The organism is Planococcus sp. MSAK28401 (genome assembly GCF_018283455.1).
Taxonomy (GTDB): Bacteria; Bacillota; Bacilli; order Bacillales_A; family Planococcaceae; genus Planococcus; species Planococcus alpniumensis.
Map to the genome: position 1 here is coordinate 557,501 of NZ_JAAMTH010000001.1, position 13,081 is coordinate 570,581.

Annotated in this window: 11 protein-coding genes, 1 tRNA gene and 3 rRNA genes (1 of these 15 only partly in view); 12 read left to right on the top strand and 3 right to left on the bottom strand. The window is 48.6% G+C overall.

Annotation, left to right across the window (positions count from 1 at the left end; all coding sequences use genetic code 11):
• From G3255_RS02975 to tsaD, 8 genes are all read left to right on the top strand, one after another.
• Positions 1 to 428, top strand: a 16S ribosomal RNA gene (locus tag G3255_RS02975); it begins 1,123 nt to the left of the window's first position.
• 190 nt (positions 429 to 618) lie between these two features.
• A 23S ribosomal RNA gene (locus tag G3255_RS02980) occupies positions 619 to 3,550 on the top strand.
• 66 nt (positions 3,551 to 3,616) lie between these two features.
• Positions 3,617 to 3,732: ribosomal RNA gene (gene rrf / locus G3255_RS02985) — 5S ribosomal RNA — on the top strand.
• The 16S, 23S and 5S rRNA genes sit together here with 1 tRNA gene alongside, the layout of an rRNA operon.
• Before the next feature lie 9 nt (positions 3,733 to 3,741).
• A tRNA-Asp gene (locus tag G3255_RS02990) sits at positions 3,742 to 3,814 on the top strand.
• Positions 3,815 to 3,933: 119 nt separating this feature from the next.
• Positions 3,934 to 4,386, top strand: coding sequence for a tRNA (adenosine(37)-N6)-threonylcarbamoyltransferase complex ATPase subunit type 1 TsaE (gene tsaE, locus G3255_RS02995; RefSeq protein WP_211653221.1), 453 nt, complete (start codon positions 3,934 to 3,936; stop codon positions 4,384 to 4,386).
• The gene (tsaB, locus tag G3255_RS03000) at positions 4,383 to 5,075 is read left to right on the top strand and encodes a tRNA (adenosine(37)-N6)-threonylcarbamoyltransferase complex dimerization subunit type 1 TsaB (RefSeq protein ID WP_211653222.1); all 693 of its coding nucleotides are present in this window, start codon (positions 4,383 to 4,385) and stop codon (positions 5,073 to 5,075) included. The genes tsaE and tsaB overlap by 4 nt, the downstream gene beginning before the upstream one ends.
• The gene (rimI, locus tag G3255_RS03005) at positions 5,072 to 5,527 is read left to right on the top strand and encodes a ribosomal protein S18-alanine N-acetyltransferase (protein ID WP_121300300.1); all 456 of its coding nucleotides are present in this window, start codon (positions 5,072 to 5,074) and stop codon (positions 5,525 to 5,527) included. Before tsaB ends, rimI begins: the two co-directional genes overlap by 4 nt.
• Positions 5,520 to 6,539: a tRNA (adenosine(37)-N6)-threonylcarbamoyltransferase complex transferase subunit TsaD gene (gene tsaD / locus G3255_RS03010; protein WP_211653223.1), complete on the top strand. Its 1,020-nt coding sequence runs from the start codon at positions 5,520 to 5,522 to the stop codon at positions 6,537 to 6,539. Before rimI ends, tsaD begins: the two co-directional genes overlap by 8 nt.
• 363 nt (positions 6,540 to 6,902) lie before the next feature.
• Here tsaD and G3255_RS03015 read toward each other — a convergent pair whose 3' ends face one another.
• A complete protein-coding gene (locus G3255_RS03015; RefSeq protein ID WP_211653224.1) occupies positions 6,903 to 8,846 on the bottom strand; it encodes an ABC-F family ATP-binding cassette domain-containing protein in 1,944 nt (647 codons plus the stop codon).
• 131 nt (positions 8,847 to 8,977) lie between these two features.
• Between G3255_RS03015 and G3255_RS03020 the strand changes: the two genes are divergently transcribed.
• The 3 genes from G3255_RS03020 (at position 8,978) to tatC (ending at position 10,707) form a co-directional block, all read left to right on the top strand.
• Complete coding sequence (locus G3255_RS03020; protein WP_211653225.1) at positions 8,978 to 9,610, top strand: redox-sensing transcriptional repressor Rex; 633 nt, start codon at positions 8,978 to 8,980, stop codon at positions 9,608 to 9,610.
• Positions 9,611 to 9,700: 90 nt separating this feature from the next.
• The gene (locus G3255_RS03025) at positions 9,701 to 9,913 is read left to right on the top strand and encodes a twin-arginine translocase TatA/TatE family subunit (RefSeq protein ID WP_121300304.1); all 213 of its coding nucleotides are present in this window, start codon (positions 9,701 to 9,703) and stop codon (positions 9,911 to 9,913) included.
• 20 nt (positions 9,914 to 9,933) lie between these two features.
• On the top strand, positions 9,934 to 10,707 hold the full coding sequence (gene tatC, locus G3255_RS03030; RefSeq protein WP_211653226.1) for a twin-arginine translocase subunit TatC: 774 nt from the start codon (positions 9,934 to 9,936) through the stop codon (positions 10,705 to 10,707).
• A 120-nt stretch (positions 10,708 to 10,827) separates the two neighbouring features.
• Here tatC and G3255_RS03035 read toward each other — a convergent pair whose 3' ends face one another.
• Positions 10,828 to 11,703 carry a helix-turn-helix transcriptional regulator gene (locus G3255_RS03035; RefSeq protein ID WP_211655736.1) on the bottom strand — a complete coding sequence of 292 codons (876 nt, stop codon included), beginning with the start codon at positions 11,701 to 11,703 and terminating at the stop codon, positions 10,828 to 10,830.
• A gap of 124 nt (positions 11,704 to 11,827) precedes the next feature.
• Positions 11,828 to 12,598: a CPBP family intramembrane glutamic endopeptidase gene (locus G3255_RS03040; protein ID WP_211653227.1), complete on the bottom strand. Its 771-nt coding sequence runs from the start codon at positions 12,596 to 12,598 to the stop codon at positions 11,828 to 11,830.
• Positions 12,599 to 12,794: 196 nt separating this feature from the next.
• Here G3255_RS03040 and groES point away from each other — a divergent pair, with 196 nt between their 5' ends.
• The gene (gene groES / locus G3255_RS03045) at positions 12,795 to 13,079 is read left to right on the top strand and encodes a co-chaperone GroES (RefSeq protein WP_101189528.1); all 285 of its coding nucleotides are present in this window, start codon (positions 12,795 to 12,797) and stop codon (positions 13,077 to 13,079) included.
• Positions 13,080 to 13,081 lie beyond the last annotated feature (2 nt).

Here is a 13,081-nt window from a genome sequence, read left to right on the forward strand (position 1 = left end):
TGATCTTAGTTGCCAGCATTCAGTTGGGCACTCTAAGGTGACTGCCGGTGACAAACCGGAGGAAGGTGGGGATGACGTCAAATCATCATGCCCCTTATGACCTGGGCTACACACGTGCTACAATGGACGGTACAAAGGGCTGCAAACCCGCGAGGGGGAGCCAATCCCAGAAAACCGTTCTCAGTTCGGATTGCAGGCTGCAACTCGCCTGCATGAAGCCGGAATCGCTAGTAATCGCGGATCAGCATGCCGCGGTGAATACGTTCCCGGGCCTTGTACACACCGCCCGTCACACCACGAGAGTTTGTAACACCCGAAGTCGGTGGGGTAACCCTTACGGGAGCCAGCCGCCGAAGGTGGGACAGATGATTGGGGTGAAGTCGTAACAAGGTAGCCGTATCGGAAGGTGCGGCTGGATCACCTCCTTTCTAAGGATTATATCGGAACCGATTCTTAACGGATCGGGTTGACGTTTTGCGTTCAGTTTTGAAGGTTCACTCCTTGCGGAGCACTTTCAAACTTGTTCTTTGAAAACTGGATAGATCGACATTGATTAAGAAACAAGCATCAAGTAGCGTGATCGCTTTGCGATCAACTTATTTTTTTTGACCATTCAGTGGTTAAGTTAATAAGGGCGCACGGTGGATGCCTTGGCACTAGGAGCCGAAGAAGGACGGCACTAACACCGATATGCCTCGGGGAGCTGTAAGTGAGCTGTGATCCGGGGATTTCCGAATGGGGAAACCCACTGTTCGTAATGGAGCAGTATCCATGTGTGAATACATAGCACATGAGAAGGCAGACTCAGGGAACTGAAACATCTAAGTACCTGAAGGAAGAGAAAGCAAATGCGATTCCCCAAGTAGCGGCGAGCGAAACGGGATCAGCCCAAACCAGAAGGCTTGCCTTCTGGGGTTGTAGGACACTCTATACGGAGTTACAAAGGAATGGATTAAGCGAAGCGACCTGGAACGGTCCGCAAGACAGGGTAATAGCCCCGTAGCTGAAAGTTCATTCCCTCCAGAGTGGATCCTGAGTACGGCGGAACACGAGAAATTCCGTCGGAATCCGGGAGGACCATCTCCCAAGGCTAAATACTCCCTAGTGACCGATAGTGAACCAGTACCGTGAGGGAAAGGTGAAAAGCACCCCGGAAGGGGAGTGAAATAGATCCTGAAACCGTGTGCCTACAAGTAGTTAGAGCCCGTTAATGGGTGATAGCGTGCCTTTTGTAGAATGAACCGGCGAGTTACGATTGCATGCAAGGTTAAGGTGAGAAGCCGGAGCCGCAGCGAAAGCGAGTCTGAATAGGGCGAATGAGTATGCAGTTGTAGACCCGAAACCAGGTGATCTACCCATGTCCAGGGTGAAGGTAAGGTAACACTTACTGGAGGCCCGAACCCACGCACGTTGAAAAGTGCGGGGATGAGGTGTGGGTAGCGGAGAAATTCCAATCGAACCTGGAGATAGCTGGTTCTCTCCGAAATAGCTTTAGGGCTAGCCTCAAGAAGAGAATCCTGGAGGTAGAGCACTGTTTGGACTAGGGGCCCATCCCGGGTTACCGAATTCAGACAAACTCCGAATGCCAGTGATTTATGCTTGGGAGTCAGACTGCGAGTGATAAGATCCGTAGTCAAGAGGGAAACAGCCCAGACCACCAGCTAAGGTCCCCAAATATCCGTTAAGTGGAAAAGGATGTGGCGTTGCTTAGACAACCAGGATGTTGGCTTAGAAGCAGCCATCATTTAAAGAGTGCGTAATAGCTCACTGGTCGAGTGACACTGCGCCGAAAATGTACCGGGGCTAAACGGATTACCGAAGCTGTGGATGGACATCGTAGATGTCCGTGGTAGGAGAGCGTTCTAAGGGCGTTGAAGTCAGACCGGAAGGACTGGTGGAGCGCTTAGAAGTGAGAATGCCGGTATGAGTAACGAAAGACGGGTGAGAATCCCGTCCACCGAATGCCTAAGGTTTCCTGAGGAAGGCTCGTCCGCTCAGGGTTAGTCGGGACCTAAGTCGAGGCCGATAGGCGTAGACGATGGACAACAGGTTGATATTCCTGTACCACCTCCCCGCCGTTTGAGTAATGGGGGGACGCAGAAGGATAGGGTGAGCGTGCCGTTGGTTGTGCACGTCCAAGTTGTGAGACGAGAAACGAGGCAAATCCCGTTTCTATGTACATCAAGCAGTGATGGCAAGAGGTTTACCTCAGAGTCCCTGATTTCACACTGCCAAGAAAAGCCTCTAGCGAGGCGGGAGGTGCCCGTACCGCAAACCGACACAGGTAGGCGAGAAGAGAATTCTAAGGTGAGCGAGTGAACTCTCGTTAAGGAACTCGGCAAAATGACCCCGTAACTTCGGGAGAAGGGGTGCTCTGGTAGGGTGTTACAGCCCGAGAGAGCCGCAGTGAATAGGCCCAGGCGACTGTTTAGCAAAAACACAGGTCTCTGCAAAACCGTAAGGTGACGTATAGGGGCTGACGCCTGCCCGGTGCTGGAAGGTTAAGGGGAGTGCTTAGCGCAAGCGAAGGTGCGAACCGAAGCCCCAGTAAACGGCGGCCGTAACTATAACGGTCCTAAGGTAGCGAAATTCCTTGTCGGGTAAGTTCCGACCCGCACGAAAGGCGTAACGATCTGGGCACTGTCTCAACGAGAGACTCGGTGAAATTATAGTACCTGTGAAGATGCAGGTTACCCGCGACAGGACGGAAAGACCCCGTGGAGCTTTACTGTAGCCTGATATTGAATTTTGGTGCAACTTGTACAGGATAGGTAGGAGCCAGAGAACCCGGAGCGCCAGCTTCGGGGGAGGCGTCGGTGGGATACTACCCTGGTTGTATTGAACTTCTAACCCACAAGCCTTAGCGGCTTGGGAGACAGTGTCAGGCGGGCAGTTTGACTGGGGCGGTCGCCTCCTAAAGAGTAACGGAGGCGCTCAAAGGTTCCCTCAGAATGGTTGGAAATCATTCGCAGAGTGTAAAGGCACAAGGGAGCTTGACTGCGAGACGGACAGGTCGAGCAGGGTCGAAAGACGGACTTAGTGATCCGGTGGTTCCGCATGGAAGGGCCATCGCTCAACGGATAAAAGCTACCCCGGGGATAACAGGCTTATCTCCCCCAAGAGTCCACATCGACGGGGAGGTTTGGCACCTCGATGTCGGCTCATCGCATCCTGGGGCTGTAGTCGGTCCCAAGGGTTGGGCTGTTCGCCCATTAAAGCGGTACGCGAGCTGGGTTCAGAACGTCGTGAGACAGTTCGGTCCCTATCCGTCGCGGGCGCAGGAAATTTGAGAGGAGCTGTCCTTAGTACGAGAGGACCGGGATGGACACACCGCTGGTGTACCAGTTGTTCTGCCAAGAGCATCGCTGGGTAGCTATGTGTGGCCGGGATAAGTGCTGAAAGCATCTAAGCACGAAGCCCCCCTCAAGATGAGATTTCCCATTGCGCAAGCAAGTAAGATCCCTCAAAGACGATGAGGTAGATAGGTTCGGGGTGGAAGCGTGGCGACACGTGCAGCTGACGAATACTAATCGATCGAGGACTTAACCAACAAACTGAAACGTGAGTTTCCCCCAATGTCGATTTATCCAGTTTTGAGCGAACAAGCTCAACAGAGTCCAGTGATGATGGCAAAGAGGCCACACCCGTTCCCATCCCGAACACGGAAGTTAAGCTCTTTTGCGCCGATGGTAGTTGGGGGTTTCCCCCTGTGAGAGTAGGACGTCGCTGGTCTATAATTTTGGTCCCGTGGTGTAGCGGTTAACATGCCTGCCTGTCACGCAGGAGATCGCCGGTTCGATCCCGGTCGGGACCGTCATTCCAAAAAGTGAGCACAGCGAACCCGCTGTGCTCTTTTTCTATGGAAACAATATATTTTGATTTGCACGGCTATCTCCGCTAAACTATGAAAAGACTCAAACGAGGTGAAGAGACATGAGCTTTACGATTACAGTGCAATCGCCGGAACAGACAGAGAAACTTGCCATTCGATTGGCTTCGTTTTTACAACCTCAAGATCTTCTAACACTCGAAGGTGACTTAGGGGCAGGAAAGACGACTTTTACTAAAGGATTGGCAAAGGGGCTCGGCATCGAACGAACAGTTAATAGCCCGACTTTCACTATCCTCAAACAATATGAAGGACGAGTAAATCTGAACCATTTCGATGTATATCGCTTGGAAAATAGTGATGAAGATATCGGTTTTGATGAATTATTTGCAGAAGAAGCTGTGTCGGTGATCGAATGGGCTCAGTTCATCAAGGATTATTTGCCGGAGGAACGCCTGGATATTGTGATTCGCCGCTTATCTGAAGAGGGACGTGAAGTGGAGTTTCACCCGCACGGTGTCCGTTATGAAAACTTATGCAGGGAGCTAACACAATGATCTTAGGAATCGATACCTCGAATTCACCGCTAGCTATCGCTTTGGTGAAAGATGACACAGTATTAATAGAAGAAACTCAAAATTTAAAGATCAATCATTCCTTAACTGCTATGCCTGCCGTAGAGGAATTGATGAAAAAAGCAAAAATTGCTCCGGGTGATTTAACGCAAATTGTTGTTGCGGAAGGGCCTGGATCTTATACAGGAGTTCGAATTGGCCTGACAATCGCGAAAACTCTCGCATGGTCGTTGAAAATTCCGTTGACCACGGTATCGAGTTTAAAGGTTCTTGCAGCGAACGGACAGGGATTTAACGGTCTAGTTTGCCCTGTCATGGATGCAAGGCGTGGTACCGCTTTTACTGCACTTTATGATGGGCTTGATCTGGCAACAGTCCTTTCAGATCGGCATAGCGACTTTAGGGAGTTCCTTGAACAAGTGCATATACAGGGACGTCCGGTTTTGTTTACGGGAGTTGACCTTGAGATTCACCGGGCAGTGATTGAGGAAATGCTGGGGGACTTAGCCTATTTTGCTCCGTTCCAAAATAGGCTGCCAAGAGCGTCGAATTTAATTGCCTTGGCAGCGGATGAAGAAATGAAAGAAGTGCATCATACGGTACCTGAATATCGCCGGATTACAGAAGCGGAAGCGAATCTGGCAAAACTTGAAGAAGGAAAAGGCCAATGAGCGAATCAGTGAAATTTCGGAAGATGACTATTCATGATGTAAATGAAGTGTACGAAATTGAAAAGCAATCGTTTACGCTAGCCTGGACTAAAGAGGCGTTTGAGCAAGAGATGCTGAAAAACGAATTTGCTTATTATGTGTTGGCTGAAACGCAAGAAGGAGTCGTCGGTTACTGTGGCATGTGGCTTGTCATGGACGAAGCACATATTACGAATATTGCCATCTCACCCAAAGAACGGGGCAAGAAGTTTGGGGAAGCATTAATGAAAGAGGCAATAGAAACTGCTAAAGCGCAAGGTGCGAAATTGATGACATTGGAAGCACGTGTTAGCAATATAGCTGCGCTTAATTTATATAAGAAACTAGGATTCAAAAATGGTGGCATCCGAAAAGGTTACTATACGGATAATCAGGAAGATGCCATAGTTATGTGGGTGAATTTCGATGAATAAAGATATTTTTGTATTGGGAATAGAAACGAGTTGCGACGAAACAGCGGCTTCAGTTGTGAAAAACGGGACAGAAATTATCTCCAATGTGGTGGCATCGCAAATTGAGAGCCATAAGCGCTTCGGGGGTGTGGTACCGGAAATTGCCTCGAGGCATCATGTCGAGCAAATCACGATTGTAATTGAAGAAGCTCTGCAGCAGGCGAATTTGATGCCAATTGAATTATCCGCGGTAGCTGTAACAGAAGGGCCTGGTCTAGTAGGGGCATTGCTGGTTGGTGTCAATGCAGCAAAAGCGTTTGCCTTTGCGCATAGCTTGCCGCTAGTGGGTGTTCATCATATCGCAGGCCATATATATGCGAACCGATTAGAGCAGGAAATGGAGTTCCCGCTTTTGTCGTTGGTCATTTCCGGAGGGCATACTGAGTTGATCCTCATGAAAGAGCACGGTGATTTTACAGTCATCGGCGAAACTAGGGATGATGCTGCAGGGGAAGCCTACGACAAAGTGGCGCGGACATTGAACTTGCCATATCCTGGCGGGCCGCATATTGACCGATTGGCGCATCAAAGTGTGGAAGCGGTCGATTTTCCGCGGGTTTGGCTGGAAGAAGGATCTTATGATTTCAGCTTCAGCGGATTGAAATCGTCTGTGCTGAATTATATGCATAATATGAAACAACGCGGGGAAACGCCCGTGCCGGAAGCTGTTGCCGCAGGATTCCAAAACAGCGTCGTGGAAGTCGTAACGGCAAAGACTTTGCGCGCAGCCAGGGAATTCGGTGTACGACAAGTAATTGCAGCGGGCGGTGTAGCAGCCAATAAAGGCTTACGCCAATCGTTGACTGAGACTTTTGAAAAAGAGGGCATTCCCTTCTTTATTCCACCGCTGCCGCTTTGTACAGATAATGCAGCGATGATCGCCGCAGCTGGAACAGTTATGTACGAAAAAGGATTAACAGGAGATATGGCCATGAATGGGCGCCCGGGCATGCCTTTAAGTTCATGGATTTAACTGAAAGCATTGCCGCAATTTATTGAGAATTGCGGTAATGCTTCTTTTTTTATGAATAATATCCAAATATTATAAGGACATAGAAACGTGTTTTCTGTCAATAGAGAACATTTGTACTTATGCACAATTTGTGAATAAGCTGTTAACAACCGATCGATAAATAGTGGATTACCTACATATTGTGGAGATTAAGGTGGAAAACTATGTGGATAAAAGAAAATAGTCCTGTGGATAATGTTCGTAACTCTGTTGATAGTTGATTTTGCAACTCTTTTAATGTGTACAAATCTGTGGAAATATTTATTTTCTGAAATGGTATTGACCTATATGTAGGAAATGAAAAACCGCATACCCAGTATGCGGTCAGGAATTCATTTCTTCAAGTTGTTCTTGTAATTCGAGCCATTCTGCCATGGTTGCTTCATGTGATTGCTTGAGTTCTTCCAGGCGTGATTGCAAAGGCATAACGCGTTCATGGTCCTGGAAAATATCCGGCTCGCATAGTTGTTCTTCAATCGCGGCGATTTCTTCATCAAGTGCTTCCATCGCCTGCTCGATTTCAGTGTTTTTTCTTACTAATTGGCGTTCGAGTTTTTTGGCTTCCTTATCGATTTGCGAAGTAGAGGTGGATGTTTGCGTTTCTGGCTGTTTCGCTTTTGCTTCAAGGGCATCGAGTGCCGCGAGTTCTTCAGTTTCGAGTTTCTTCTCGACATAATAATCGTAATCGCCCAAATACTCGGTTGTGCCGTCGCGGGACAGTTCTACCACTTTTGTAGCGATCCGGTTCATGAAATAGCGGTCGTGGGAAACGAATAGTAATGTGCCTGGATAGTCGATCAAGGCATTCTCGAGTACTTCTTTGCTATCGAGGTCCAAATGGTTGGTCGGCTCATCAAGCAGCAAGACATTGGCTTTTTGCATCATGAGCTTAGCAAGTGCCACACGCGCTTTTTCGCCGCCCGATAAAGTCGAGACCGGCTTCAAGACATCGTCTCCAGTGAATAAGAAGCGTCCGAGGATGCCCCGGATGTCTTTTTCATTTACATGCGGGTAGTCGTCCCATAATTCGTTGAGCACGAGCTTATTGCCTTTTAAGTTCGCTTGTTCCTGATCGTAATAGCCGAACTGGATGCCAGTGCCGTAATGGATGTCACCTGCGAGTGCCGGCAATTCTTTCATGATGGTCTTGAGCAGCGTCGATTTGCCGACACCGTTCGGCCCGACAAGCGCGAGGCTGTCGGTGCGGTAAAGTTTTAGCAAGATGTTGTTCGAGACCGGCTGGGCGCCATAGCCGACGGACAGCGACTGGACGTTCAAGACGTCATTGCCGCTTTGCTTTTGGATGTCGAAGCCGAAGCGCGCTGATTTTTCGTCGCCTTCCGGAGCTTCCATCCAGTCGGTTTTCTCGAGCACACGGCGCCTGCTTTGCGCCATTTTTGTTGTAGAAGCCCGAACCAGGTTACGGGCGACGTAATCTTCAAGTTTGGCTTTCTCGCTTTGCTCTTTCTCGTAATGTTTGCGGTCGAGTTCGTATTGTTTCGCTTTTTCGCTTAAATAACGGCTGTAGTTGCCGGTGTATTTACGGACCTTCTTGCGTGACACTTCGTAAACCAGCGTGACGACTTGGTCGAGGAAATAGCGGTCATGCGACACGATGAGCAATGCGCCCGGATAATTCTTCAAATAGTTTTCGAGCCAGCTCAGCGTTTCGATGTCCAAATGGTTGGTCGGCTCATCGAGAATCAAGAGCTGCGGCTTTGCGAGCAGGAGCTTCGCCAGCATGAGGCGGGTTTTCTGGCCGCCTGACAGGGAAGTGATTTTCTTTTCGTAGTCTTCCGGATAGAACTTCATGCCGTGCAGGACCGCGCGCGTATCGGCCTCGAACTGATAACCGCCGGCATCTTTAAAATGAGTCTGGAGGAGGTCATATTCTTGCATGACCTTGGCATTGCGTTCGGCATCATTGTACACATCCGGATCAGCCATGGCAGCTTCGAGCTGGCGCAGCTTTGCTTCCTGATCCCGGAAATGGGCGAAGATTTTCATCATTTCCTGCCATACGGTGGCGTCTGAATTCAAGTCGGTTTGTTGTTCCAAATAGCCGATCGTTAAATCTTTCGGCATGATCAAATCGCCGCTGTCGTAAGACATTTCACCGGCGATGATTTTCAATAATGTGGATTTTCCGGCACCATTGCGGCCGACAAGTGCGACCCGGTCACGGTGCTGGACTTCGAGTTTGGCGCCTGAGATGATTTCCTCGGCACCGAATGATTTATGGATTTGATTGACTTGCAATACGATCATTTAGGGTCACCTCTATTCTTCTTAAGTGTAGCTGATGGGCGTGCGCTTCGCAATTACGCAAGCCTTTACATATCAAGGCCTGTCATGTAAGATTGATACGATTTGACAACAGTTCAGAAGGAAGCGATCCCATGCTTGACGAATCCCATAAAATCCCGCAAGCGACAACGAAGCGGCTGCCCTTGTATTACCGGTTTCTCCAGAATTTTGCCAATGCTGGACAGAAACGCATCTCCTCACAGGAGTTGAGCGAAGCGATGAAAATCGATTCGGCGACCATCCGCCGCGATTTCTCCCATCTTGGCGCACTTGGCAAAAAAGGCTACGGCTATGATGTGCAGGAGCTCTTGGCGTTTTTCCGTAAGACGCTTGACCAGGACGAAGCGACGAATGTTGCGTTGATCGGTGTCGGAAGCCTCGGCAGCGCGTTTTTAAAATACAATTTCCACCGCAATCACAACACGAAAATCATCCTGGCCTTTGATACGAACAGCCCCCATGAAGGCAAGAAAATCAGCGGCATCGATACCTACCACCCCGATTTGATTGAAGAGAAGATTAAGCAGTACGGTGTGGAAGTGGTCATTTTGACGGTGCCGTCGCGGTCGGCTCAAGATGTCACCGACCGGCTCGCCCAGACAGACATTAAAGGCATCCTCAATTTCACGCCGGTGCGCATTTCCGTACCGGAACATATCCGCGTCCAGACGATCGATTTATCGGTGGAGCTGCAAACTTTGATCTACCAGATCAAGCATGATTAACATAAAACCTTCACATTTGAACGGCCATTGGAAATAGCCAAAAGGCCTTGTTTCATGTACACTAGAAGCATACTACAGGAGGTGTCTGATATGGCTCCAGGTCCATTAAGTTTAATCATCATCGGGATTGTCGCCTTGCTGATTTTCGGCCCGAAAAAATTGCCGGAACTAGGGAAAGCATTCGGTTCTTCCTTGCGCGAATTCAAAAACGCCACAAAAGGATTGGCCGACGACGATGAAGATGACAAGAAAGTCGAAACAGCAAAGAAAAACGATTTAGATAAGAAAGACGAGCACAAGTAACACGATAGGATGTTTGTCCGATGAACCAACAAAATGAAATGACGGTAGTTGAACATATAGGTGAACTTAGAAAACGGCTGACCTTGATAGTCGTTTTCTTTCTGTTCGCGCTCATTGCCGGATTCTTTCTCGCTGAGCCTTTAATCCGCTATTTGCAGTTCAGCGAAGAGGCGCGGAATCTGACGCTGAATGCGTTCAAGATTACCGATCCGATTAAGATATATATGCAGGTCATGATGATTTTGGCATTGATCATCACGTCGCCTTTGATCATGTACCAATTTTGGGCATTCATCAGCCCTGGACTCTCTGACAGGGAGCGAAAAGTGACGCTTGGGTATATTCCGTTTTCCTTGTCCTTGTTTATCGGCGGGATTGCGTTTTCCTATTTGGTGTTGTTTCCATATGTTATTGGATTCATGCTCAATATATCGGAGAATCTGGATATCCAGGAGACGATTGGGATCAATGAGTATTTCCAATTTTTGTTCCAAATCACCTTGCCGTTCGGCTTTATCTTCCAGCTGCCGGTGTTGATGCTATTTTTGACGCGTCTCGGGATTTTGACGCCGATGATGATGACGAAGTACCGGAAGTATGCGTATTTGGCGCTGGTGACGATCGCCGCTTTCATTACGCCGCCGGATATTATTTCCCATATGATCGTGACATTGCCTCTGATTTTACTCTATGAATTCAGTGTAATCATTGCGCGCATTGGCTATCGTAAGTTCCTGCGGGCAGAACAGCAGCAGGCAATTGAAGAACAGACAGAAGACCTTCCGCCGAAATGATGGCGGAAGGTTTTTTGTTTGGAATGAACTGTACGTAAATCGAAATTCCCCTCAGTGTCAGCTCTTAGCGCTGACACGGAGGGGAATTCATGAGAATTTGATTAAGGTTCTATACACAAACTAGTCTTCGAAAGATAAGTTAACCGGTTCTTCCATTAACTCGTTTTCCAATTGCATATTGGTTGTTGGGGTGTTAGCATCCACTGTTTGGAAAGACAGCCCGTCTATCCAGACTCCACCTGTGCCGGTGAGCAACACGCCGAATGAAATGGCTGCACTGTGATCGGGGACGTCGAGGACAATGGAATAGCGGTTCCACGTGGTGGTGCCGGTGAGTGGGCGGTTGCTCATATTGTCGAATTGTAAAACGTCTTCTGATGAATTGTCGACACGCATCCATAGGCCCGCGAAATGTTGGACGTCTTTCGTTTGGATAAATCCGGACAGTTGAATGCGCTGTCCGCGGTAACGGTCGGCTTTAAACTGCTGCATCATCGTGGCGAATTCTTCATCATCTGCGGAATCGGTTGATTTTAGGTATCCTGATGCTCGACCCTGATGGATTTCTTTTTGGTCAGTGCCAATTTCGTAATGGTCAGGATGGCTGCCGCTGATGAACCAGCCTTTCAGTTGTTCAGTCATCTTCGTTTCCTCCTTGTGTAGGTGCATGGCATTCATGATTTTTCGGTAACGGCCAGGTGGAAGTTGGTAAACTTTCTTGAAGGCGCGTGTGAAAGCTTCTTGAGATTCAAATTGATAGAAAAAAGCAATATCGATAATACGTTCATCGGTATACAAAAGCTGGCTAGCTGCATTGGCAAGACGTCTTTTTCGTATGTATTCAATAGCGGATATGCCGACAGTGTTTTGAAATATGCGGTGAAAATGAGATTGAGAAAATCCGGAAACCGCTGCGATCTCATTAGCTGAAATGGCCTCATGCAAATGCGACTCTATCCATTGGATGGACTGCTGGATGAAGTGTTCGTAATTCACCATGCATCACCTCCTTCTACGCTTTATCATAAAGCAAAGCAGAATTACATTTTTGATTTTTATTGCTTTCTTGTTGTGAAGGCATAAAAACCGCCGCTCCAACAAGGGAGTGGCGGTTTTTGGGTTATTGCAGGTTTTCCATTTGTTTGATGAAAGTTTCGATCTTGTCCATATTGAGCTGGATGAGCATGACGTAGCCGTTCAGCAGGATGTGCGCGATGATCGGTGTGATGATGCGCTTGGTCCGCTGATAGAGGGCTGCCAGGATCAGTCCGGTCGTGAAGTAGAGCAGAAGATGCGTGAACTCGAGATGGACGAGTGCGAAGACCAGCGCCGAGATGGCTGTGGCGATCCAGAAGTTCATCGTTTGGTTCAAGGAGCCGAAGACAACCCGGCGGAAGACGAGTTCTTCGAGTATCGGGCCGAACAGGACGACCGCGATGATCGCGTAAGGCACGACTTCAGCGATTCGGACGAGCGTCTGTGTATTGGCGGATCCGGGGTCGATGCCGATTGCCATTTCAATCATGGCGGCGATCGATTGCCCGATGATCAATAGCAGAAAGCCGAGGACGCCCCAGCCGATAGCAGCGGGAAGGCTCGATTTTTTGCCTTTCCAAATATTGAAGAAGTTGCGGTCGCGCAAGATGAGAACCATCGTAACTAAAAAGCCAACGCCCATCGTCAGGAAGATCAGCCAGCCCGACGTCGAAGCGCGGGCGGTGGCGTCGTCAAGTCCTTGATCGCGGAAATAGCCAAGCGTCGGGCCGATAAAGAGGATCGGCATGAGCTGGACGGCTACGAAGACGAGCAGGACCAGGAGCGGCGTGCGCATGTTTTTGCGCTTATACCCTTTCGCTTTCTGCGAAGAGGCGGTTTTATCGGTTGAGGTCATGTAGTCAAATTCCTTTCTTTTCGCGTGCTTCTTTTATTGTAGGGCTTAACAGAAAAAGGCGCAAAGAATTCAAAACGCTATAAGGTTTCTGCTTGCAATTAACTGAAGATTTTATTAAACTTATCTATGGGTTAGCACTCAAGACTAGAGAGTGCTAAGCGACTAGAAGCTATTTAATTTGAGGAGGGTGTTTCAATTGTTAAGACCATTAGGAGATCGTGTCATCATTGAGCTCGTCGAAAAGGAAGAAAAGACATCTAGCGGAATCGTCTTGCCAGGATCTGCGCAGGAAAAACCGCAGGAAGGCAAAGTGATTGCGGTAGGGAATGGACTTATCCGTGAAAATGGACAGCGTACAGAGCTGGACGTAACTGAAGGAGACCGCGTCGTCTTTTCGAAATATGCGGGCACAGAATTGAAATACGAAGGCAAAGAATACTTAATTTTACGTGAAAACGACATCCTTGCGATTGTCGGCTAAAT

What these genes read in the sequence shown, in the direction of transcription:
- rimI (WP_121300300.1), top strand. Translation starts at nt 5,072, where the DNA reads ATGAGCGAATCAGTGAAATTTCGGAAGATGACTATTCATGATGTAAAT.
- G3255_RS03040 (WP_211653227.1), bottom strand. Translation starts at nt 12,598, where the DNA reads ATGACCTCAACCGATAAAACCGCCTCTTCGCAGAAAGCGAAAGGGTAT.
- tsaB (WP_211653222.1), top strand. Translation starts at nt 4,383, where the DNA reads ATGATCTTAGGAATCGATACCTCGAATTCACCGCTAGCTATCGCTTTG.
- G3255_RS03015 (WP_211653224.1), bottom strand. Translation starts at nt 8,846, where the DNA reads ATGATCGTATTGCAAGTCAATCAAATCCATAAATCATTCGGTGCCGAG.
- tatC (WP_211653226.1), top strand. Translation starts at nt 9,934, where the DNA reads ATGAACCAACAAAATGAAATGACGGTAGTTGAACATATAGGTGAACTT.
- G3255_RS03020 (WP_211653225.1), top strand. Translation starts at nt 8,978, where the DNA reads ATGCTTGACGAATCCCATAAAATCCCGCAAGCGACAACGAAGCGGCTG.
- tsaD (WP_211653223.1), top strand. Translation starts at nt 5,520, where the DNA reads ATGAATAAAGATATTTTTGTATTGGGAATAGAAACGAGTTGCGACGAA.
- tsaE (WP_211653221.1), top strand. Translation starts at nt 3,934, where the DNA reads ATGAGCTTTACGATTACAGTGCAATCGCCGGAACAGACAGAGAAACTT.
- G3255_RS03025 (WP_121300304.1), top strand. Translation starts at nt 9,701, where the DNA reads ATGGCTCCAGGTCCATTAAGTTTAATCATCATCGGGATTGTCGCCTTG.